The 22457-nt window shown below is 63.4% G+C and carries 21 protein-coding genes; 13 read left to right on the top strand and 8 right to left on the bottom strand.

The window, feature by feature from the left end:
* Positions 1 to 13: 13 nt before the first annotated feature.
* The gene (locus OKA05_RS23390) at positions 14 to 2164 is read right to left on the bottom strand and encodes a PQQ-dependent sugar dehydrogenase (RefSeq protein WP_264489625.1); all 2151 of its coding nucleotides are present in this window, start codon (positions 2162 to 2164) and stop codon (positions 14 to 16) included.
* Between the two features lie 127 nt (positions 2165 to 2291).
* On the opposite strand from OKA05_RS23390, the gene OKA05_RS23385 reads away from it, so the two are divergent.
* The 5 genes from OKA05_RS23385 (at position 2292) to OKA05_RS23365 (ending at position 9404) form a co-directional block, all read left to right on the top strand.
* A complete protein-coding gene (locus OKA05_RS23385; protein WP_343226991.1) occupies positions 2292 to 3701 on the top strand; it encodes a TonB-dependent receptor in 1410 nt (469 codons plus the stop codon).
* A gap of 194 nt (positions 3702 to 3895) precedes the next feature.
* Positions 3896 to 4630, top strand: a complete 735-nt coding sequence (locus tag OKA05_RS23380) for an RNA polymerase sigma factor (protein ID WP_264489623.1) — start codon at positions 3896 to 3898, stop codon at positions 4628 to 4630.
* 16 nt (positions 4631 to 4646) lie between these two features.
* Positions 4647 to 7427: a WD40 repeat domain-containing serine/threonine protein kinase gene (locus tag OKA05_RS23375; RefSeq protein ID WP_264489622.1), complete on the top strand. Its 2781-nt coding sequence runs from the start codon at positions 4647 to 4649 to the stop codon at positions 7425 to 7427.
* Between the two features lie 52 nt (positions 7428 to 7479).
* Positions 7480 to 8433, top strand: coding sequence for an endonuclease/exonuclease/phosphatase family protein (locus OKA05_RS23370; protein WP_264489621.1), 954 nt, complete (start codon positions 7480 to 7482; stop codon positions 8431 to 8433).
* Positions 8434 to 8579: 146 nt separating this feature from the next.
* Positions 8580 to 9404: a hypothetical protein gene (locus tag OKA05_RS23365; RefSeq protein WP_264489620.1), complete on the top strand. Its 825-nt coding sequence runs from the start codon at positions 8580 to 8582 to the stop codon at positions 9402 to 9404.
* 12 nt (positions 9405 to 9416) lie between these two features.
* On the opposite strand, the gene OKA05_RS23360 is transcribed toward OKA05_RS23365, so the two are convergent.
* Both OKA05_RS23360 and OKA05_RS23355 read right to left on the bottom strand, forming a co-directional pair.
* A complete protein-coding gene (locus OKA05_RS23360; RefSeq protein WP_264489619.1) occupies positions 9417 to 10277 on the bottom strand; it encodes a GNAT family N-acetyltransferase in 861 nt (286 codons plus the stop codon).
* A 51-nt stretch (positions 10278 to 10328) separates the two neighbouring features.
* Entirely contained in the window at positions 10329 to 10655 is a 327-nt protein-coding gene (locus OKA05_RS23355) for a hypothetical protein (protein WP_264489618.1), read from the bottom strand.
* 237 nt (positions 10656 to 10892) lie between these two features.
* Here OKA05_RS23355 and OKA05_RS23350 point away from each other — a divergent pair, with 237 nt between their 5' ends.
* From OKA05_RS23350 to mscL, 3 genes are all read left to right on the top strand, one after another.
* Positions 10893 to 11699, top strand: a complete 807-nt coding sequence (locus OKA05_RS23350; RefSeq protein ID WP_264489617.1) for a ThuA domain-containing protein — start codon at positions 10893 to 10895, stop codon at positions 11697 to 11699.
* Positions 11700 to 11838: 139 nt separating this feature from the next.
* The gene (locus tag OKA05_RS23345; protein WP_264489616.1) at positions 11839 to 12678 is read left to right on the top strand and encodes a DUF4394 domain-containing protein; all 840 of its coding nucleotides are present in this window, start codon (positions 11839 to 11841) and stop codon (positions 12676 to 12678) included.
* 204 nt (positions 12679 to 12882) lie between these two features.
* Positions 12883 to 13305, top strand: coding sequence for a large conductance mechanosensitive channel protein MscL (mscL, locus tag OKA05_RS23340; protein WP_264489615.1), 423 nt, complete (start codon positions 12883 to 12885; stop codon positions 13303 to 13305).
* 75 nt (positions 13306 to 13380) lie between these two features.
* Here the strand turns inward: mscL and OKA05_RS23335 are convergent, their stop codons facing one another.
* The gene (locus OKA05_RS23335; RefSeq protein ID WP_264489614.1) at positions 13381 to 13824 is read right to left on the bottom strand and encodes a plastocyanin/azurin family copper-binding protein; all 444 of its coding nucleotides are present in this window, start codon (positions 13822 to 13824) and stop codon (positions 13381 to 13383) included.
* 11 nt (positions 13825 to 13835) lie between these two features.
* Positions 13836 to 14309, bottom strand: coding sequence for a c-type cytochrome (locus tag OKA05_RS23330; RefSeq protein ID WP_264489613.1), 474 nt, complete (start codon positions 14307 to 14309; stop codon positions 13836 to 13838).
* A 204-nt stretch (positions 14310 to 14513) separates the two neighbouring features.
* Here OKA05_RS23330 and OKA05_RS23325 point away from each other — a divergent pair, with 204 nt between their 5' ends.
* The 4 genes from OKA05_RS23325 to OKA05_RS23310 all read left to right on the top strand — a co-directional run bounded on the left by OKA05_RS23325 (position 14514) and on the right by OKA05_RS23310 (position 18625).
* A complete protein-coding gene (locus OKA05_RS23325; RefSeq protein ID WP_264489612.1) occupies positions 14514 to 16742 on the top strand; it encodes an NADP-dependent isocitrate dehydrogenase in 2229 nt (742 codons plus the stop codon).
* Between the two features lie 137 nt (positions 16743 to 16879).
* On the top strand, positions 16880 to 17116 hold the full coding sequence (locus OKA05_RS23320; protein ID WP_264489611.1) for an AbrB/MazE/SpoVT family DNA-binding domain-containing protein: 237 nt from the start codon (positions 16880 to 16882) through the stop codon (positions 17114 to 17116).
* Positions 17113 to 17526 carry a type II toxin-antitoxin system VapC family toxin gene (locus OKA05_RS23315; protein ID WP_264489610.1) on the top strand — a complete coding sequence of 138 codons (414 nt, stop codon included), beginning with the start codon at positions 17113 to 17115 and terminating at the stop codon, positions 17524 to 17526. Before OKA05_RS23320 ends, OKA05_RS23315 begins: the two co-directional genes overlap by 4 nt.
* A 76-nt stretch (positions 17527 to 17602) precedes the next feature.
* Complete coding sequence (locus OKA05_RS23310; protein WP_264489609.1) at positions 17603 to 18625, top strand: adenosine deaminase family protein; 1023 nt, start codon at positions 17603 to 17605, stop codon at positions 18623 to 18625.
* A 4-nt stretch (positions 18626 to 18629) separates the two neighbouring features.
* Here the strand turns inward: OKA05_RS23310 and OKA05_RS23305 are convergent, their stop codons facing one another.
* Both OKA05_RS23305 and OKA05_RS23300 read right to left on the bottom strand, forming a co-directional pair.
* A complete protein-coding gene (locus OKA05_RS23305; protein ID WP_264489608.1) occupies positions 18630 to 19871 on the bottom strand; it encodes a hydantoinase/carbamoylase family amidase in 1242 nt (413 codons plus the stop codon).
* A gap of 158 nt (positions 19872 to 20029) precedes the next feature.
* Complete coding sequence (locus tag OKA05_RS23300) at positions 20030 to 20563, bottom strand: L,D-transpeptidase family protein (protein ID WP_264489607.1); 534 nt, start codon at positions 20561 to 20563, stop codon at positions 20030 to 20032.
* Positions 20564 to 20804: 241 nt separating this feature from the next.
* Here OKA05_RS23300 and OKA05_RS23295 point away from each other — a divergent pair, with 241 nt between their 5' ends.
* Positions 20805 to 21074, top strand: coding sequence for a hypothetical protein (locus OKA05_RS23295; protein ID WP_264489606.1), 270 nt, complete (start codon positions 20805 to 20807; stop codon positions 21072 to 21074).
* Between the two features lie 59 nt (positions 21075 to 21133).
* Here OKA05_RS23295 and OKA05_RS23290 read toward each other — a convergent pair whose 3' ends face one another.
* Positions 21134 to 22426, bottom strand: coding sequence for a DUF3472 domain-containing protein (locus tag OKA05_RS23290; protein ID WP_264489605.1), 1293 nt, complete (start codon positions 22424 to 22426; stop codon positions 21134 to 21136).
* Positions 22427 to 22457 lie beyond the last annotated feature (31 nt).

Below are 22457 nucleotides of genomic sequence, written 5' to 3'. Positions count from 1 at the left end.
CATTCTGGGATTTTCACTTCGCCGCGATCCGCGTCCTCGCCGCGGTGTGGCCGGGGGCTTCGGCGATGATTTCCCAGGCCCCGCCGGGTGCTGCGGTCGCGGGAGGGGGGCAGAGGGGCAGCTTGCCCTCGGCGGAGCCGCGGGTTTCGGCCATGCCCTCGGCGAGGCCGAGGATGGCGCGGACGATGGTCTCTCCCTCGGCATCGGAAACGGCAGTCTGCGGGGGCATCGGGACTTCGCCCCACGTGCCGCCGCCGCCGGTCTTGAGCTTGGCTTGGAGGCGGGCCGCCGCTTCGGCATCGCTGCGATACTTCATGGCGACGTCGAGGTAGGCGGGGCCGACCGAAGTCTTGTCCATCTGGTGGCAGGCGAGGCACTGCCTTGAGACGACGAGCTTTTCGATCTCCGAGGAAAACTGCGGGCCACCGGCATCGTGACCGGTCGGCGGGATGTAGCGGGCGCGGACCACCAGCTTCCCCGGATCCCCTGCCCCCTTCACCGAAAAGGCCAGCTCCTCGCCGAATCCCAGTTTGTCGGGCTTACCGGCGAGTTCCAATTGCAGGGCGGGCAGGGTTTCCTCCTTCACCAGCGGCACCCGCGCGATGGAAACGGCACCTTTTGCGTCGGTCGCCACGGCGCGCAGCTCGATGCCCGGGCGCGATGGCGAAATAGACGGCCCGCCTCCGAGCCGCACCTCCCCCACCCCCTCGGTAAGCCACCAATCGATGGTGACCGCGTCGCCTTCCGGATCACTAACAGTTGCGGTGTAAACGGGACCGTCGGCCTTCACCGTCACGGTCGGCGCCTTGTTGCCATCGGCCGGGCGCAGGCGACGAATCCGGCCGTCCTTGTTGAAGTACCACTCGGAGCCGTATTCCAGCAGCCACATGGTGCCATCCGCGGCCATCTCCAAATCCATCGGGTGCTTCAGGCGATCCAACAGCGGCTCCAGTTTCTCCAACTTTTCATCCGCCCCGAGCTTGGCCTTCCAGATCTTGCCGCGGATCCATTCGTAGGTCAGCAACGCGTGATCGTCCTCCTTGCCCAGCAGGTTGAACTTTCTACTAGCATCATAGTAAAAAACCGGCCCCGCCATCGCATTGCGACCCCCGGTTCCCACCACTGGGAACTCCTCGCTCTTCGCGTATGGATACCAAATGAAGGCCTTTTGCGCCGGCGGCAGGTCGGCCAAGCCGGTGTTGTGCTTGCCGGGATTTTTCGGCGCGGCGGGATCGGTCATCGCACCGGTTTGCTTGGTCGCGAAATCGACGATCGCATACGGCTTGTTGTCCGCGATCACGAAGGGCCAGCCGAAGTTACCCGCCTGCTTGGCTTGGTTCACCTCGTCGTATCCCTGCGCGCCTTTTGGGCCCGGGTTGCCGGCATCAGGTCCGACCTCGCCCCAATAGAGCACCCGGGTCTTCGGGTCGATGGAGATGCGGAAGGGATTCCGGCAGCCCATCACATAGATCTCCGGCCGGGTCTTGGCCGTGCCGGGGGGAAAGAGGTTTCCGGCCGGAATCTCGTAGCCAGCCTCGGTGGGCTTGATGCGCAGGACCTTCCCCCGGAGGTCGTTGGTATTGCCCGCGCTGCGCATCGCGTTGGTGTGGTCGCGGCCATCGCGATCGTCGATCGGCGCGAAGCCGTCGCTCTCGAAGGGGTTCGTATTGTCGCCGGTGCTCAGGTAGAGCAGCCCGTCCGGCCCGAAAGCAAGCGAGCCGCCGTGATGGCAGACCTTGTTGCGGCGGTCGGTGGGGATATCGAGCAGCACTTTCTCCGAGGCCAAATCGAGGATGCCGCCCTTCAACTCGAAGCGGGACAGGCGGTTCAGCAGCTCCTTCGGGTGGCTGTAGTAAAGATAGAGACGGCGGTTAGACGCAAATCCGGGGTCGAGGGCAATGCCCAGCAGGCCATCCTCGCGCGCCCACGGAGTGTCCTTGTCCGTCTCGCGGAGCGCCGTCACCGGCAGCTCGCCGATCACGAAGACGCCGCCGGTAGCCGGGCGGACGCGCAGCACGCGGCCCTCGCGCTCGACCACGAAAAGATCCCCGTCCGGCGCAACGGCGATTTCCATCGGATCGCGGAGTCCTTCGGCGAAAAAGGTGCTTTCGATCTCCGCTCCGGCAACGGACGCGAGCAGGGCAAGGGTGGCAGCAAGGCGCATGGCGTCCCCATCTACGGAGCGAGCGGGCGCGATTTTCAAGCACCGACCATGGCACGCCCCATCACTGCCGGTGGATAGGACATGGGTCGGCTCCATCGTGGCGCGGCAGATGCTGCACCGGTTCCCAATGCGCGAGGAAGAACTCGATACCCACCACAAGGCGCTCAAAATCAATCTCGACCCGCGCTGGTACGGGACGCTCGCCGAAATTGGGGCCGGTCAGGAGGTCGTGCGTTGGTTTTTCCGCGTCGGCGCGGCCGCCGGGACCGTGGCCAAGAGCATCTCCGCCTACGACATGATGGTCAGCGATGCCATCTACGGCAGCGGCGACCGCTATGTCTCCCGCACCCGCCTCCAGGCGATGCTCGACCGCGAGTTTTCCCTCAATGTCGAGCGCCTCGCCGACAAGCGAGGCGACAGCACCGCCTTCTTCGCCTTCGCCGACACCGTGGTCGCCCGCAGCTTCAAGGGCGGCAACGAGTGCCACGGCTGGATGGGCGTGAAATTCCAATCCCGCCCGCGCGACGAGCCGAGCCAGATCCTCATCCACATCCGCATGCTGGACACAGAGGCCTCGCTCCAACAGGAAGCGCTCGGCGTGGTCGGCGTGAACCTGCTCTACGGCGCCTTCTTCCTCCATCACGAGCCGGAGCAGCTTGTGGAAAGCCTGCTCGACAAGCTGACCACCGGCCGCATCGAGATCGACGTGATCGAGTTCCGCGGCATCGAGTTCCGCTCCGTGGACAACCGGCTGATCAGCCTCAAGCTCGTCCAGCTCGGCCTCAGCGGCGCGGCGATGTTCGGGCCCGACGGGCAAGTACTACAACCATCGGAGGCACTCTACAAAAAGGCGGTGTTGGTCGAACGGGGAAGCTTCCGCCCGCCGACCCATGTGAACCTGGACATGCTCCAGTCCGCGCTGGAGAAATTCACCGCCGACCCGGATGTCGCGGGGAAGCAGGTGCTGCCGATCTTCGAGCTCACCATGCGCAATCTGCTGGCCGGTGGCAGCGACGTGGACCGCCGCGATTTCCTCGCCCGCGCCGACCTGCTCGCCGCCTGTGGGATGACGGTGATGATCTCGGACTACTTCGAGTATTACCGGCTTGCCGCCTACATCTCCTGGCGGACCAAGGAGAGAATCGGCATCGTCATGGGCACGCCGAGCCTCACCGAGCTCTTCGAGGAAAAGTACTACACCCAGCTCCCCGGCGGCATCCTCGAAAGCTTCGGCCGCCTCTTCAAATACAACCTCAAGCTCTACATCTATCCGCTCCAAAACGCGCAAACCGGCGCGCTGACCAATGTGGACAATCTCGAGGTCGCGCCGGAATTGAAGAAGCTCTACGGCTACCTGGCCGACCGCGGCAGCTTCGTCGCGCTGGACAATTTCAAGCCGGAGTTCCTCCACATCTTCTCGCGTGACGTGCTGAAGAAGATCGCCGCCGGTGACGAGGCGTGGGTGGACATGGTCCCGACCCAGGTCGCCCAAATGGTCAAGGAGCGCCGCTTCTTCGGCTGTCGGCCGGGCCTCTAGCGGCAGGCGGCTTCCCTACCGTCTGTCCCGCGGAGACCGTGGGGGCGGGCTCCGGGGAACAAACGGGGAGGGGGAAATCCGGGGATCTGGGACGCGGCGAAACGCGTCATCTTTGTTTCACCCGGTCGCCGGGGAGCGATTACAGGAATTTTTCAAATGCGTTAGAGCCCTTTCATGGCAAGGTGATTGTGCTCATGCCCCCGGCTTCCGATGAGTTCCCACCCTCCCCCCGTTTTGCCACGACGCGCTGGACGCTGTTGGGGAACGCCGGGGAAGCGTCACGGCGGGACGGGGCCTGGGAGCACTTTTCCCGCAGCTACTGGTATCCGGTCTACGCCTTCATCCGCCGCCGGGGCCATGGGCCGGACGACGCCAGCGACCTCACCCAGGCCTTCTTCGCCAAGCTCATCGAGCAGGACTGGCTTTCCAAGGTAGAGCAGCGCGACACCCGGTTCAGCACCCTGCTGGTGACCATCCTGAAGAACTTCCTGATCAAGTCCCACCACCGCGAGACCGCACAGAAGCGCGGTGGCGGCGAGCGGCCGGTTTCTCTGGATATGGCCCACGCCGAGCACTGGTTTGGTCAGGAACCCGTGACTCAAGAGGCACCGGAAGCCTTCTTCGAAAAACGCTGGGCGCACGCGGTGATGGAGGCGGCCCTGGCACGGCTGCGGGACGAATTCGAGGCGACCGGCAAGGGGAAGGTCTTCGAAATGATCAGCCCGTTTCTCTCCCGCCAGGCCGTCCCGGGCGACTACGACGCGGTCGGCGAGCAGCTCGGCATCCACGGTCGCAGCGTCGCCGTGGCAGTGTACCGGATGCGCACCGATTTCTGCGCCATGGTGCGCCACGAGGTCGCCGCCGGCTTGCGCGATGACAGCCTTTTGGAAGAAGAAATGATGGCGCTCGCGGAGCTGTTGGGAACGTGATTCTTACGCTGGGAAGATGAATTCCGGGAACGGCAGCGTGTGCGAAGTCTGCGGCGAGCCCATGGCCGGCGGGGGACCGTGCTCGCGCTGTCTTTTCAAGGTCTCCTTCGCCGATCCGGGCGAACCACCTCCCGAAGAGCCCGCGCCATGGGGCCGGCTGGCGAACCTCGAGCTGCACGAAGAGATCGGCCGCGGGGGCATGGGCGTGGTCTATCGCGCCCGGCAAACCGGCCTGGATCGCACGGTCGCAGTGAAGGTGCTGCTGCGGGCGCGCTTCGCCGGGGCGGAGGAACGGGAGCGCTTTCACCGCGAAGCGCGGGCGGCGGCACGGCTGAAGCATCCTGGCATCGTCGGGATTTTCGACATCGGCGAGGACGACGGGGTGCCGTGGTTCAGCATGGAGCACCTGCCGGGAAAGAATCTGGAACAGCTCGTTCGCGACCATCCGCTCGCCGCACGGGATGCCGCGCAGTGCGTGCGCCACGTCGCGGAGGCCGTCCAGCACGCTCACGACCACCAAGTGCTCCACCGCGACCTGAAGCCGTCCAACATCCTGCTGGACCACGAGGCCAAGCCGCAGATCACCGATTTCGGGATCGCCCGGCTGGACAGCCACCACGACTCCAACCTGACCCGCACCGGCCAGATGCTCGGCTCACCGGGCTACGCGGCTCCCGAGCAAGCCTTCGGTGGCGAGGCCGATGCCCGGACGGATGTCTATGGTCTGGGCGCGTCGCTTTACCACCTCCTCACCAGCCGGCCTCCCTTCGTGGGGCCGACGCTCGATGCCGTCCTCATCCAGCTCCGCGAAGACGATCCCCTCTCCCTGCGGAAGCTGAACCCGGCGGTGCCGCGCGACTTGGAAACGGTCTGTCTGAAATGCCTGCGCAAGGATCCCGCCCAGCGCTACGCCACGGCCAAGGAGGTGGCCGATGACCTTGGGCGCTTTCTTTCCGGCGAGCCCATCCATGCCAAGCCCGTCGGCCCGCTCGGCCGCGGGTGGCACTGGGCACGGCGACGGCCGTGGACTGCGGGGCTGGCAGTCGCGTGTGCACTGTTGCTTGCCACCCTGATCACCAGTTTCCTGGCGGCAGATCGGCGGGAGGATCGCGAAGGACGCCGGGTGATTCTGATCGCGGCTTCCCACGAGGCGCGGGCGGAGCGGGTTGGCGATTCCCGGCGTCGGGCGATGGCTGCGGTCCAGGAGGCTTGGAAAATCAAGTCTTCGCCGGGATTGCGGAACGAGGCGATTGCCGCGCTCTCGCTGCCCGGAGTCGAATTCCTGCCTGCCCTCGGAGGGGAGCTCCCCGCCCCGCCAGCGGGCGAGCTTTCCGTTCCGGATGACTCCGGTCGCCGACGTGCCGTGGTTCGCTCGCGGCCGGGGGGACGTGCCGATGTCATCGAAATCCTCTCCGTGCCGGAGGGCAAAGTTCTCCAACGGCTGGAACACGATCACCGGATCACCTGTCTCGATTGGTCCGGCGAGCTCCTCATCGCCGGCGGCAGCTCGATCCGGCTGGTGTATGTCTGGGACACCTTCACCGGCCGGCGCCTGCATCGCTTCGGGGGACACAATGCCGATCTCGAAGCGGTCGCCTTCCGCCCCGGCGGGCAGGAGTTTGTCAGCGTCGCCCGCGACGGGATGCTGAGGGTCTGGCACGGTGGCCTGGGCGCGGAGCTGCTTCGCCTCACAAGCTTGCCAGAGCACGCGGGACCGGTCGCGTGGTCGGAAGACGGCAGCGTGTTGCGAGTCGGCCGTTCGGACGGCAGCGCGATTGATGGCTTCCGTTTCGAGTGGCCGCGGTTTGTCACCGTGGTGGGCCCGGGAGCACTCGAGCCGCGGTCGGAGAACCTCGCGAGCCTGCATCTGGGGACTTCCGGGAAGGTCGCCGTGACGGTGGATGAAGACGTCTGCCGCCTGTGGTCGCTCGCCGAGGGCCGCGAAGTGGCGCGCTTTCCCAAGCTCGATACCGAATGGATGTCCGCCGCTCTCGCCCCGGACGCCCTCTGGCTCTCTGGCTGGAACGCGGGCCTGCGCCGCATTCCCCTGTCGGCCGATTTCCTTCCAGCGGCCACGAACCCGCAATCCTCCCGGGTCGGCCCCGGCCCGCTGCTCGTCGCCGCCTCCCGGGACGGAAAATTCCTGGCCTTGACGCACAATGACGAGCGCCCGGAAAACGACCGCCTCCTTCTCGTTGCCACCGCCGACCACGCCGTCCGAAAACTCCCGCAGCAGGACCCCTACTGCGCCGCCTTTTCGCCCGCTGGAGACCTGCTCGTCACCGGCAGCTTCCGCGTCCCGGGCGCGACCTTGCATTCCCTGCAAGGAGGCACGCCCCGGCCGCTGGATCATCCGGGCCTGGTGCTCGGCGCGCGCTTCACGGATGACGGCCACACGCTTTGGCTGTGGGGTGACCACGCCGTGACGCGCTGGGACACCGGCTCGTGGAATTCCGAAGCCATGCACACCGGCGAAGCGCCGCTCGGCTTCACGATCTCGCCCGATGGTACCATCGCCTCCAGCACTACCCGCCGGGCCGTAGTCCTCCACGATGCCCGCGACCTTTCGAAAATCGCCCGCTTTGAGATCCCCTCACCCGTCGGCGAAGTCGGCATGCCCACCCTTGCCTTCAGCCCGGATAGTAGCCACTTGGCGATCCATGTGGCGGACGGAGCAGTGGTTTCGTGGGACATCCCCGCGTTGCGCGAGGAACTCGGCAAGTACGGGATGAATTGGAAAACCCCGGCCCATCCTGCGGAGCCGGCGCGATCACGCGTCGATAAATCCACTCGATGAGGTCACCCATCGTGGACCTTGCCGCAGTGCGTCACGGATGGAAGGCTTCGCCGTGCCCCATCGCTGGAAGCCGCTGCTGAAAGCCATCGCCGGCGGAAGTCCTGGGCTGTTGCTGGGAATCGCCGCCTTGGGCACAGCAGGGTCGCCGCTGGGGATTTGGTCGAGCCACGTCGAGCGGATGAGCCACTTCCGCTGGTGGTGGATCGGAATGCTCGTCTTGCTGGCGGCATGGTTTTTCCGGAAGCGCCGTCGTGCACTGGCGGCCACCGCGGTGGCTTTGATCGCGTGGGCTGCGGTGCCGCTCGCGCCCTATTGGATTTCCCGGCCCGCCGCCACGGATGAAAAAGGGCTGACCTTCCTCGCTTGGAACGTGCTCTGGGAAAACCCGACGAAGGAACTCGCGATGCCTTGGTTAAGCCACCAGGACGCGGATGTGCTCTTGCTTACCGAGTGCACCGACGATTGGCGCGAGCGGCTTGCGCCATTGAAGGAAAAGTATCCCCACCAGATCTCGAGTGGCCGCGACGGAGCGGAAGGAATGTGGCTGCTAAGCCGCCATCCCTTGGACGCGCCGGATCCCGATGGCCTGGCCGCAGCCAAGCCGTGGATTTCCACCGTCATGCATGCGCCGGGCGGGCCGGTTCGGGTCATCGGCATGCATCCCCGCACCCCGCGGTCGGGACCACGCTTCGACCAGCGGAACGAGCAGTATGACCGGGCGGCGGGCATCGCCTCGAACGCCGGGATGCCGGTGGTGTTGCTCGGCGACCTGAATTGCACGCCCTATTCGCCGTGGTTCCAGCGCTTGCTGAAACGAGGCAAGCTTCGCGATTCAGCACTCGGTTTCGGCCTTCATTCGACGTGGCGAAGCAACGGCATCGGGCTACCCATCGACCACATCCTCGTGAGTGACCACTGGCAGGTGCAGAGCCGGACTGTTTCTCCAGACCGGATGGGCTCCGACCATCACCCGGTGGTTGCCGTGCTAAGCAGGAAGGCCCCCTAGAATGCATGCATGCCGGACCGCAATGGCAAGTGACAGGCACCCGGGTTTCCCAATCGGGAAGGACGCTCTTTGCTGACCCTTTTTTACTCGCCCTTCGTGGCTGCAAGTCCTAGTGCTGCCTGTTGCGCCCCGGTTGCGTGTAGTCGATGAAACCCCTGAGATTCGTCCCTTCTTCCCGGCTTGCTGCTGGTCTGCTGTGGTTCACCAGCATCGGCCTGCCGGTGCATCACGCCGGCGCCGGGGAACTTTCACCGGCCGCCCAGTTAGAGCACGATCTGATCTCCGGCACGCGCGACGATAACCTGAAGAAGATCCGCCAGCCGGTCGTCGACCTCGACACCAAGTACAAAGCGGCGCTGGAGAAGCGCCGGGTGGAGGCCCAAGATGCGGGCAAACTCGATCTGGTGGAGCAAATCGATGGAGCCATCAAGAGCTTCGCCGACGGCACACCACCTGCTGGCGAATCAACCGACCCGGAACTCGCCAAGCTCGGAAAGGTCTACATCGAGCAGCGCGCGAAACTCGAAGCTTCCTCCAAGCCGGCACTCGTTGAGGCATGGACCTTTCATCGGCGGAAACTCGAAGCGCTGGTGACTCGCCTTACCAAGGAGGGGAAGATCGAGGATGCAAAGGCGGTTCGCGACGAGGCGGCCAGCATTGACGACACCATCGCAAAACTCTCCGGGAAGCAGGTGATCAAGTCAGCCCGGGACCTGATACTCTCAACGAAGTGGGAAGTGAAACCGCAGGGGGAGCGTCCTTGGACAGTCAAATTCCGCGAGAATGGAACGGCATCGCGCGGCGATGAGACCGCCGTCGTATGGAAGTGGAAGATTGAGGACGAGAAGGTGCTCTGGTGCCACTGGATCTCCAGCGGCTGGATTAAGTTCGAGATCCCCGATTTGAGCGCTTCAAAGTTCGAGGGGGTCAGCAAGGGCGGCGAGAAGTGGTCGATGTCGCCGGCGAACTGAAGATCCCTTGAATCAACACTGGATCGACGGGAAATGCGCTCCCGGTGGCGGGGTGAAGTCTCCCAGCGACATGTAGGATAGCACCTTCCCGGTCCGGTGGCCGGTCGCGAGCGCCTTGCGGAATAGCCCCGGCCGGGACATCGGGCAGATGAACTTCGCCAGCGGCGGCGGGAGATGGCGGGCAGCTTGGGCGGCCAGCGCCAGCAGATCTTCCTCGGTCTCCGCCCCGGCATGACCAAAAAGCGTACTGAACAAATAGGCAACCGGCTTTCCACCGCGGAGCTTCAGGAACCCCGGCACCTCCCAAGTGATCAACTGCGCCGCATCGCCGGCGCGGGAGAAGCCGTAGCTCTGCCGGGAAAGCTCCGCGATCGCCGGCAGATCCTCCGCCGTGATGGGCCGCACCTCCGGATCCTCTTCCGCGGCGGGCGTCGCCTGCATCAATACCCCAGTATCTCGCCAGTCAAAGCCGAGCGCGGTGTAGAGCGACAGGGAGGCCGTGTTGATCGCCTCTTGGAAGAGCCGGACCTGCCGGGTCTCGCGCCGCCGGGCCTCGTCGATCGCCCACTGCATCAGCACCCTGCCAATGCCCTTCGACTGCACCTTGGGATCGACGGTGATCGGCCCCACGCCCCCCACCTCGTCGGCGAAGGTGATGAAATTCGAGCCGACGATTTCCCCGTCGAGCACCGCCATCACCCCGGTGTAGTCGGGGCGCTGGACGGTCTGGCCGATGATCATTTCCCCGACTTCCGGGCTGGGGATATCCCTCTCGATGCCGCAGCGGTCGTGCAGGGCGGAAAACGCCTCGTGGCAAATGACGGAAAGTCGCGGGATGGATTCCGCGGTCGCGGGAACGAGTTCTAGCGCCATGGCGCGAGTCAATCGGCCACGTCCGGACCTTTCAATGGTCCGTTTGGCCCATCAGCGCTTCTTACCGCGAATCGCGTGGGCCCATTTGTGCTCCCAGACGTGTAGCCACGGGTGAGTCCCGTGCTGGTCGGGTGCCCCGTAAGCCGAATAGGCGACCCCGGCCACCCATAGGACCGGCACCACAATCAGCGAGAGGCCGAGTGTGGCCAACGAGAGCCAGGCGGCGCAAAAGACCATCAGCGCATTGCCTACGATCATGATCCCGAGGCCGTCCAGGTAGTGGTGCTTGTAGAGATGCCCCAAGCCGGGGAGCACGCTCAGCAGGGCGGCGACCTTGTTGCGGTCCACGTCCCGCCATGCATCGAACAATTCCTTCATGGCGATCAAAACTCCTTTCTCACCTGTCAGGGTGGCATACCAAGGGCGGCGAGGCAAGAAGCCTGTTTGGGGGGATCCGGGCTGCCTCATTTGAAACTCTTCACGGCATTTGCGCCCACTGGCGTCCCGTCGCGGCTTTCAAAATCTACCGGTTTGGGGGAGCCCCCGGATGAAATGATCGCCTCGCCGGTTCCGTTCTGGCGTCACGCCATCCGGCCCCGCAACATTCCTTCCAGCATGAAACTGCCGTCGATCCTCGCCCTCATGGGCACCCTCGCCCTCTCCGCCCACGCCCAGGAAGCCAAGCCGCTCAAGGTGATGCTGATCACCGGCGGCTGCTGCCACGACTACAAGAACCAGACGAACATCCTGAAAAAGGGTCTGGAGGAGCGGATCAACGTAACCGTCGACCAGATCCACGTGGACGACGGCAGCACCAAGCCAAAGCTGCCGATCTACGGGAACCCCGACTACGCCGCCGGCTACGACCTGGTCATCCACGACGAGTGCGCCGCCGACATCAAGGACGTGGAAGTCGTCAAAGGCGTGCTCAAGCCGCACATCGACGGCACCCCGGCACTCGCCCTCCACTGCGCGATGCACAGCTACCGCGTCGGTGAATTCCAAAAGAAGGCGACCAAGGACGACGACAAGATGTGGTTTGAGCTGCTCGGCCTGCAATCCAGCGGCCACGGCCCGCAGAAGCCGATCGACATCAAATTCACCGACACCAGCCACCCGATCACCAAGGGAGCCAAGGACTGGACCACCATCAACGAGGAACTCTACAACAACGTAGACGTTCACAAAACCGCCTCGCCGCTGGCCACTGGCACCCAGGAGAAGTCCGAAGCCGTGGTCGTGTGGACGAACCTCTACGGCCCCAAGAAGACCCGCGTCTTCGCGACCACCATCGGCCACAACAATGCCACGGTGGAAGACGCCCGCTATCTCGACATGGTCGCCAAGGGCGTGCTGTGGGCCACCGACAAGCTCGATGCCCAAGGCCGGCCAAAGCCGGGTTTCGGACGGCCAAAGAAGTGACCGGCAGCGGGACGAATGCCCCCATTCACGATTGATTCCCGCCGTTCATGGCGAGCGGGCGAAGGGGTGCTAGGGTTCACATGCGCCACGTTCTCCGGGGTGGGGAACGGCGCATGAAACCCCCTAAAACAAGGAAACCATGAAATTCCGCATCCTACTCACTGCGCTCTGCCTCCTCGGCGTGCGCGCCCACGCCGGCTTATCCCCGGCCCCCGAATGGCTCGCCGGCGTCTCCGCCAATGGCATGCTCGTGATGTTCCCCAGCGACGATCCCTTCGATTTCACCAAGGTGAAGATCAAGGGCCTCCAGAAGAAGGAGAAGATCCTCGGCTTGGATGTCCGTCCGCTCAATGGACAGCTCTACGCGCTGGGCAGCTCCAGCCGGATCTACACCATCAATTGGGAAACCGGGATCGCCACGGTGGTCGGCACCGCGCCGTTCAGCACGCTTCTGAACGGGACCTCCTTCGGCTTTGACTTCAACCCGACAGTGGACCGCATCCGGGTCGTGAGCAATACCGGGCAAAACCTTCGTCTGAATCCCGACACCGGGGAAATCGCGGCGGTGGATGCCAGTCTTGCTTACGCGGGCGGCGATCCAAACTTCGCGGCCGTCCCCAACGTCGTGGCCAGTGCGTATAACAACAACGACAACGATCCCCTGACCGGCACCACGCTGTTCAATATCGATGCCGGACGTGACATCCTCACCAACCAGAATCCGCCCAACAATGGCACGCTGAATACCATCGGCTCCCTCGGTGTGGATGCCCAGCAAGTGGCAGGCTTCGACGTTTCCGGCAGCACCGGCACCGCCTATGCCGCTATCGTCGTGAAACAGGGCAAGAAGAAGAATCTCCGCGCCACTCTTTACACCGTCGATCTGACCACCGGTGCAGCCACCTCACTCGACAAGATCGGCGGCCCGTGGCCGCTGACGTCCCTCACCGTCGTGGCTCCCGTCGTCATGGCGGAGTGATCGCCACGAACAGCTGATCTCCACAGGCCGGAGCCCCCCCGAAGGGCTCCGGCTTTTTTGCCTCAAAGCGGCTGCAATTCCTTCAGAGACCCGGATGATCGAGCGCCCTTCGATTCCAATGATCACGCCTGCGTTCCTTACAGAATCGACGTTGCGCGATGTTAGAAACGCTGCTTGGATGGAACCGCACCAATTCCCATTTCCATGATCAAGGAGTTCAAAGAATTCGCCTTCAAAGGCAACCTCATCGACATGGCCGTCGGTATCATCATCGGCGGCGCATTCGGAACCGTTGTGAAGTCCCTCGTGGACAATGTCTTCATGCCCCTCCTCGGGAAGGTAACGGGGGGTGTGAACTTCTCGGATATGTATGTGAATCTGAACTTCCCGGAAAAAAAAGTATCCTACGCCGATGCATTGAAAGCTGGTGAGCCGGTGATCGGCTACGGCCAGTTCATCACGGATTTCATCGCCTTCATTCTTCTGGCATTCGCGGTCTTCCTGGTGGTGAAGAAAGCACTCGGTATCCTGAAGCGAGAAAAGGAGGTGCCGCCCGCACCTGCTGCACCGACTGCTGAGGAGAAGCTCCTCACCGAGATCCGCGACCTGCTCAAGACCAAGGCTTGATCTCCCTCACGAAAAAGCGCGCGACCCGCTGGGGCCGCGCGCTTTTCATTTAAAGGGGACTGCCGTGTCGCCGGATCATTTCGGCTTCACCACGATCTTGCCGAACATCTTGTCGAAGTGGCCGGGTGAGGAGCAGAAGAACGGATACTCGCCCGGTTCACCCGCCACGAAATTCAGCGTGGCGGTTTCGCCGCCGCCGATCAGCCGTGTGTTGCCCACCATCAGCGCCTTCGATTCCTTGTCGGTCGGCACATAGCCGGTCGCCGCGGCGGCATTGCACTTGGCTGCAAACTGGATGATCGTGGTGCCTGGCTTGAGCAGCACCACATTGTGCTTCATCGACTTCTCGCCCTTGGCGCTGGTGTTCTTGAACACCAGCGAGACCTTCTGGCCGCTGACCACCTCAAAGGCGGTCTTGCTATAGACCATCCGGTCGTCGGCGGTTAGTTCCAGCTTCACGACCTCGGCCGCAGGAGCCGCGGCCGAGACTAGCACGAAGGGGGCGAGGAAGGCGCGCATCGTTTTGCTGCTTACTTGTCCTTCTTCTTACCGGCTTCATCGAGCTGGGCGCGAGTCACCTGGGCCTTGATGTCCTTGAACTGCTCGCGGAATTTCTTCGCGTCTTCCGGGGTCACGACCGAGGCGGTGTTGGTGAAGGAATTGCGGACGTAGGTCATCACGCCGGCGAGCTTGTTGTCGTCGAGCTGCAGCTCGAGCGGAGCCATGATCCCGAGGATCTGGGCATTCGCAGGATCCTTCTGGATGCCCTTGAGAATGGCGAGCGCGAGCGCCGCCGGTTCTCCGGTCACGATCTTGGAGCCAGCCAGCGAAGGCGCCATCTTCTTGTCCGGCGGGATGTTCATGCCCGTTCCGTCGGCACCGTGGCAGGCCATGCAGGTCATGAAGGCTGCCTTGCCGGTTTCCATGAGCTTGGCCTTCTGGGCGTCATCGGCGGAAGCGACCGCCGCGGTGGCGGTGAGGAGCGAAAGAGCGAGGTATTTCATATCGGTCGTGTCAGGCTGCCTCGTTACGATGAGCGGTCCGGCGGCCTTTCGCAACCACGGCGGCGCGTCATTTTTCGTGTCAACGGGGGTCGCCCGAGGCCTGCCAGCCCGGAAAATGCTCTTCCGCCCGCGGATTCCCCCCGGGATTGACCCGGGCGGGGCATTTCCCTAGTTCCAAGCCCGGTCGAAACGACCGCCACTTCCATGTCCACGGTTCCCACCATCATTTACACGAAGACCGACGAGGCCCCGCTGCTCGCGACCTACTCGTTCCTGCCGATCGTCCAGGCGTTCACGAAGCACTCCGGCATCACGGTGGAAACCCGGGACATCTCGCTGGCCGGCCGCATCATCGCCCAGTTCCCCGAGTTCCTCGCGGAGGACCAGCGGATCGGCGACCATCTCGCCGAACTCGGTGCGCTGACCCTGAAACCCGAGGCGAACATCATCAAGCTGCCGAACATCTCCGCCTCCGTCCCGCAGCTCAAGGCCGCCGTGGCCGAGCTCCAAGCGAAAGGCTATGCCCTCCCGGATCTCCCGGAGAACCCACAGACCGACGCCGAGAAGGACATCAAGGCACGCTATTCGAAGGTCATGGGCTCTGCCGTGAATCCGGTGCTGCGCGAAGGCAACTCTGACCGCCGCGCGCCGAAGGCGGTGAAGGACTACGCCAAGGCCCACCCGCACTCGATGGGTGCCTGGTCCGCGGACTCGAATACGTCTGTCGGCACCATGGGTGGAAACGGGGACTTTTTTTCCAATGAGAAATCGGTGACCGTTGCCGCCGCGACCGACGTGAAGATCACCTTCACCGGTGCCGATGGCAGCGTGAAGGTCCTCAAGGAGTCCACGCCGCTGAAAGCCGGTGAGATCATCGACTCCACCTTCATGAGCAAGGCAGCGTTGGTTTCCTTCCTCGAAGGGCAGATCGCCAAGGCGAAGGCCGATGGCGTGCTGTTCTCACTGCACATGAAAGCCACGATGATGAAGGTCAGTGACCCGATCATCTTCGGCCACGCGGTGGAAGTGTTCTTCAAGGACCTCATCGCCAAGCATGCCGCGACGCTCAAGGAACTCGGCGTCGATTTCCGCAATGGCTTCGGCGATCTGGTCGCGAAGATCGAGAAGCTGCCTGCCGACAAGAAGGCCGAAATCGAAGCTGACATCCAGGCCGCCTACGCGAATGGCCCGAGCCTCTCGATGGTGAACTCCGACAAGGGCATCACCAACCTCCACGTGCCGAGCGACGTGATCGTGGATGCCTCGATGCCCGCGATGATCCGCGCCGGCGGCAAGGTCTGGGACGCGCAGGGCAAGACCGGCGACACCCTCGCCGTGATCCCGGACAGCTCCTACGCGGGCATCTATCAGGCGGTCATCGACTTCTGCAAAAAGAACGGCGCGCTCGATCCCAAGACCATGGGCTCGGTGCCGAATGTCGGCCTCATGGCCCAGGCCGCCGAGGAATACGGCTCGCACAACAAGACCTTCGAAGCCCCCGCCAAGGGGACCATCAGCGTGACCGACAGCGCGGGCAACGTGCTGCTCTCCCACGACGTGGAAGCCGGCGACATCTGGCGCGCCTGCCAGACCAAGGACGCGCCGATCCAAGACTGGGTGAAGCTTGCCGTGAACCGCGCCCGCGCCACCGGCGATCCGGCCGTCTTCTGGCTAGACAAGACCCGCGCCCACGACGCCCAGCTCATCACCAAGATCGAGAAGTATCTGAAGGATCACGACACCAGCGGCCTGGAGATCAAGATCCTCGCCCCGGCCGATGCCTGCACCTACTCGCTCGAGCGCATCGTGCAGGGCAAGGACACCATCTCCGTGACCGGCAACGTGCTGCGCGATTACAACACCGACCTCTTCCCAATCCTCGAAGTCGGCACCTCGGCGAAGATGCTCTCCATCGTCCCGCTGATGAATGGCGGCGGACTCTTCGAAACCGGTGCCGGCGGATCCGCGCCAAAGCACGTCGAGCAGTTCATCGAGGAGAACTACCTGCGCTGGGACAGCCTCGGTGAGTTCTTCGCGCTCGCCCCGTCCTTCGAACACATTGCCGATACCTTCAAGCTGCCGCGCGCCAAGGTGCTGGCCGACACGCTCGATGCCGCCACTGGCAAGTTCCTAGAGTTCGACCGCTCACCGGGCCGCAAGCTCGGAACCATCGACAACCGCGGCTCGCACTTCTACCTCGCACTCTACTGGGCGCACGAGCTGGCCACGCAGACCGGCGATCTGGAGCTGCAAGCCATCTTCGCCCCGGTGGCCGAACAGCTCGCCGCGAACGAAGCCAAGATCGTGGAAGAGCTCAATGCCGTCCAAGGCAAGCCCGTAGACATCGGCGGCTACTTCCAGCCGGACGATGCCAAGGCCTCCGCTGCCCTGCGCCCGAGCGCGACGTTCAAGTCGATCCTGGAGATGATCTGAGGGTCACCGCCATCCAAGACGATTCCCTCCCGGCAGTGGCCACCACTGCCGGGATTTTTCTTCCAGTAGGAAGGCGATGCCACGCCCGCTCCCTGCTTGCTTGCAAGTAGCCCCCCAACGTGTAGGATTTTCCTACGATGACTACGGTGCTATCCCAAAAAGGTCAGATCGTCCTGCCCGGAGTTGTCCGACAACAGCTCCAACTCCAGCCGGGGGATGACTTCGAGATCACGATCGAAGACGGCGACACCATCACACTGCGGCGGATCAGCCACCCCGCCAACCGGGGACTGGTGGATCTCATCTTGTCCTGTCCCGGAACATTTGAAATTGCCCCGCGGGACGCGGATGATTCTCAGCCTCTGGAGCTTTGAGCTACCTCGTCGACACCAACGTCTTCGGCGAGCAGGCGAAACCCAGGCCGGACGCCAAGGTCATCGAGTGGCTGCGGGCTCATGAAAGCGAGCTGTATGTCAGCACCATCACCATCGGCGAGATCCGGCGCGGAATTGAACGTCTGCCGCATGGCAGCAGAAGGGCGCAACTCCACCTCTGGCTTCAAGCCCTGTGCGATTGCATGCAGGGGCGGATTCTGAATTTCAACGTGAGCACTGCCCACGTTTGGGGCCAGCTCAAGGCGAGTTGGGAGAAATCGCGTATTGCGGTATCCTCGCTCGACAGCCAGATCGCTGCAACGGCCAGCCGCCATTCGCTCACGGTGGTTACGAGGAATACTGCCGACTTCGAACGAACCGGTATCCGGACTCTCAATCCTTTTCTTTGAACTGGTCATCCCTCCTCTCCTAGGCACGTCCGGCAGCCGGCCTTGCCATCACCCCGACCCACGGCTTTGATGGTTCATGCACGACCTCCACATTCATCTCGGCGGGGCGGTCCCCTCGTCCGTCTTGTGGGAAATCCTCTGCGACAACGGGCTGCGGACCGGCTTCAATAACTTCGCCAGCTTCCACGAGTCACTCACGGCGCGGCCGGATGAAGTGGCGTCGCTCGATGACTTCCTCGGCCGCTACTTCGAGGTCACCGAGGAAATCCAGTCCTCCCCCTCCGCTGCCAACGTCTCCGCCTATCAGGTCGTCGCCAAGGCCTACCGGCGAGCGCAGGTCCGTGCGCTGGAGCTCCGCTTCAATCCCTTCAAGCGCGTCCGCCATGGCCTGCACACAATGGATGCCATCATCCTGGCCGTGATGCAGGGACTCGAGCGCGCGTCGCTCCACTACGGCGTGGCCACCGGCATCATTCTGTCGCTGGGACGTGACCTGTCGCTGGAAGCAAACTGGCAGATCATCGAGGCCGCCATCAAGTGGCGCAGCCGCGGTGCACTCAATGGCGCGAACGGCGTGGTCGGGATCGACATGGCCGGCCCCGAATCGCGCTCGCTCGAACTCAGCAAGCCTTGGCTCAGCGAGATCACCACGATGATGGAGAAGGCCCGCGAGGCCGGCCTGAAAATCACCTACCACGTCGGCGAAAGCGAAGGCACCGGCGCGGAAGGCATGATGAAGGTGATCGAGGCCATCCACCCCGACCGCATCGGCCACGGCATCGAGCTGCGCCGCGCCGAGGGACGGCTACGGGAAAACCTGATCGCCCGCCTGCAGGATGAAGGCATCTGTCTGGAGCTATGCCCCACCGTCAACCGCGTGACCCGCGTGGTGCCGGATTTTCAATGGCTCGGCGGCTTCGTGCGGCTGCTCGCCGCGAATGACGTGCCCTTCTGCATCAATACGGACAACCCCTACCTCGTGCACACGAACCTCAAGAAGGAGCATGAAATCGTGGCGGCCGAGCTGGGCGATGACGCCGGATCATTGCTGAACCTGGCGACACAGCACGCCGTGCAGCACCGTTTCCTGTGCGCGTGAGTTGTTAGTGACGTGCGATCCACCCCATCACCTTCTCCGCCAGCTTGTCGAAGGCGACCACCGACTGCGCGAGGTGCTCTTCCTTGGTGTCCTCGATCTTGTTGTGGCTGATGCCGTGGAGGCTCTGGACGAACATCATCACCGTAGGAATGCCTGCGGCGGCCACCTCGGCGGCATCGTGAAGCGGACCGGAGGGAAGGCGGTGACAGACGCCGCAGGTTTCACGGATGGCATCGTCGCAGAGATCGATCAGCTCCTTGTCAAAAGGCCGGGGTGCAATCTGCCAGATGCGCTCCCAGGTGACGGAAACGCTGCCCTCGTTCGCGAATCGCTCGCTGGCCTCGCGCGCTTCTAACAGCATGGTCGCAAGCTTCGTGGGATCAAGGTGGCGCTGATCGAGGGTGATGCGGCATTCCTCGACCACGCTGGTGACGATCCCCGGCTTGGTGGTGCAGGAGCCGATGGTGCACACCCCTTCCCCGCTGCGTTCGGAGATCTGATAGATCGCCTCGCTCATCTTCGCCGCGGCGAGGAAGGCGTCGCGGCGGCGGTTCATCGGCGTGCTACCGGAATGAGCGGCCTGGCCGTGGAAGGTGATCGCGTGACGCTCCACGCCGAAGGTTCCGAGCACCGCACCGAGCGGAAGGTCGCGATCTAACAAGACAGGACCTTGCTCGATATGCAGCTCGATGTAGGCGGCTGCGTTGACGAGTTCCTTGCCGCTGGCCTTCACATTCTCGAAGTCAATGCCATGGGCCGCGAGTGCCTCGGGCAAAGCAATGCCATCCTTGTCCCGCAGGCCGCGGGCCTCGTTCATGTCGAGATTTCCCGAGCACGCCGAGGAGCCAAACAAGCTCTTGCCAAAGCGTGCGCCTTCCTCATCCGCCCAATCGACGACGCGGATGGTGAACGGTGGCTTGCCACGATGCTCGTCATGGATGCGACGCAGGATTTCCACGCCGGACAGCACGTTGAGACAGCCATCGAGCCAGCCACCATTCGGCACCGAGTCGATGTGACCGCCGATGATGAGAGCCTTGTCAGAAACGCCACGCAGTGTAGCCCATACATTCCCGGCCTCATCGGTGTGAATCTCCACCGGCAGGTTTTTCAAGAGGTCGCGGTACCAGGCGCGGGCCTTAGCCCAGGTATCGGTGAAAGCAACCCGCTGGGCGCCGTTCTCGTCGCCGGTGAGTTCGCGCAGTTGCTTGAGTTCGGCGATGGTTCGCTGGGGATCGAGGTCCATGACTTCACTCAATCAAGCGCATCGCGCGCCACGGCGAAAGCACCGGATCAATCAAACTGCAGATCCATCTTTTATGACCGCCGGCCACCTTGTCCTTCGGGAGCCCGGCCTTGAGGCCCTCACCCACGAGCAAGCCGCCGGGCGGATGGCGAGCGAGTTCAGCGCTGGACGATCACCGGCGTGCCGAGGCGAACCGCATCGTAAAAGCGCTTCGCATGGCGCTTGGGCAGACGGATGCAGCCGCTCGATGCCGGGTAGCCGGGCACCCGGCCGGCATGCAAGCCGTAGGCACCGCTGAAGCGCAGGAAGTACGGCATCGGCACGCCCTCGAACTTCGACCCGGATGGACGGCCGCCTTTGCGGACATCGATGTTCTCCTTCACCACCTTGCCATCGCGGACGTAGTTGCCGTAGAGCGACGAGCGATGATCGGCATCCTTTTCGATCACCGAGAAGCGGCCCACCGGCGAGCTTTTGCCCTCGCGACCGGAAGAGATCGGCGACACGGCGACGAGCTTGCCCTGGTGATAAAGGCGGGCCTTTTGCTCGCCGAGGTCCACGACGATACGGCGCTGGCTGGTGCTGCCCTGATCGGCGAGAGCACCGAGTTCAGGGACGTGCATGCATTGGCCGAGGACCAAGGGGACGGCAAGAATTGCCCAGCGGGCGAGACGGGACAGCAGTGTTTTCATGGCGACGCCACACGTCGTGGCGATCCAACGGCACAGCGTCAATCGCTAGAGTTCCCCCGTGCAACGTGCATGTTCGAAACCGGCAAAAGGCGCTCCATTCGCCGCCATGAGGGGACTGCCGGCTTTTGTCCGCAAGGTGACTCAACCCGTTGAAAATCAACCTCACACACTCTTGGCACAGGTCACCGCTCACCGACGGCATTGGGACTGCTCAATCAATCATACAACAACCCCAAGTGCTATGAAGACGTATGGAACTCTAATAACCGCTGCCGTGTTGGCGCTCGCCACTACATCCTGCATGACCACCTATGACGCCGCGGGCCGCCCGGTTCAATCGGTCGACCCTGGAGCTGCCGCTGCGGGTGCGGTCGCAGCAGGTGCCCTCGGCTACGCGATCGGTCAGAATAATGACGACCGCAATTACTACTACGGTGGCCGTAATTACCACCGTGGAGGCTATTACAACCGCGGTGGTTACCGGCACGGCGGGTACCATCACCACCGCTAAAGGCTTGAGTGATGTTGGCGTCGCGCCCCGATCCGGGACGTGACGCCAAGTGCGTACGGTTAGTTCAGCCCGGTGGTGACCGCTTCGAGCTTCTCGAAGTCGATTTTCGGTTCGGTCTTCCCGCTCGATGGGCGGGTGAAGCTGCTCTTGAGCTTCACGGTATCGGCGAAGAAGCCGCCGTTGCGCATGAAGAATTCCTTGCCCGTCACGCCGCCTGCGTAGTCGAGGCGATAGCCACGGCTTGCGATGTCGTCCCCGGTGAAACGGGCCTCCGTGAGCGCGTGCCAGTTTCCTTCGGTATCGCGAGCCCACTGGTTGCCATAGTGCGCCTCGCGGTTTTGCCAGCCGTTGCGGTCGGCGAAGTTCTCGAGGAATGAGTGCATTCCGGTCATGTGCTTGTCGGTCTTCGGCCGCTTGAAGCTGGCAACGAGTTGCCACTTGTTCGCCTCCGGAGCGAAGAACCAGGCGGTATAGACGGTGTGGCCCTTGCCGTCCGGCTTGGCGCGATTGAGGAAGCGATACGTCGTACCGGCCTTCCACGGGAAGCGCAGGTAGCTCTGCCCGCCGGAACCTTCGCCTCCAAATTCCCCGCCATGCACGCCATCACCCTTGGCGAGCAATGCGATCCGCTGGTCTTCGGGTATTTCGCTGGGCTTGTCCGTGGAGAAAGGACTCCACACAGAGAAGAGGACGCGGCGCTCGGTGGGGCTATTGACTTGGATGCCGAAGTAGCCTTCGCCGAATCCGTTCGCCATGAAGTAGGAGCCGATCGGATCCTTGCCCTCTGGCACCGTCACTTCATTGTAGAACCACTCGATGGTCGTCTTCTCCGGCAGCTTGTAGCCCAGGTGGACCGATGGCCCGCGGCGACCCCAGTAGAAACGGTTGCCCTCGTTGTCCTTCACAAAGGCGACGGTGAGATCGCGGGTTTCCGAGGAGACCAACAGTTCACCGGCCTCGGCGAAGACGGGTCCATCCTTCGTCACGCCCTGCAAGTCGACGCGGACGTAGCCCGCCTCCTTCACCTTGATCGTTCCGAGCGCGAAGTCCGCGCTGCCCTTGAGGTCTGCGTTGAAGGTCTTGCCCTCCACAGTGGCGCGGATCTTCGACTCGCCTTGCGGGACGGTGGCTTTCAGCGCGAGCTTGAGCTCGGCCGAGCGATCAACGCGAAAGTAGATCGACCGGACCATCTTGGGATCGTCCCAACGTTGGCCGCCCTCGCCACTGGTGACGTAGGCGTTCCCCGCGAGCGGGACGGTCCAACTTGTCACCGCCTTCTCCGCCGCATGGAGCGGCAAGGGGGCGAGGCCAGCGAGGAGAAGCCAAGGACGAATCTGGGCAAGCAAAAGCATGCCCGACAAGACGCCGCAAAAGTCACTTTAT

The organism is Luteolibacter arcticus, assembly GCF_025950235.1.
Taxonomy (GTDB): Bacteria; Verrucomicrobiota; Verrucomicrobiia; order Verrucomicrobiales; family Akkermansiaceae; genus Haloferula; species Haloferula arctica.
The sequence above is the reverse complement of the archived record's forward strand: the minus strand, read 5'-3'. Positions and strand labels throughout refer to the sequence as shown.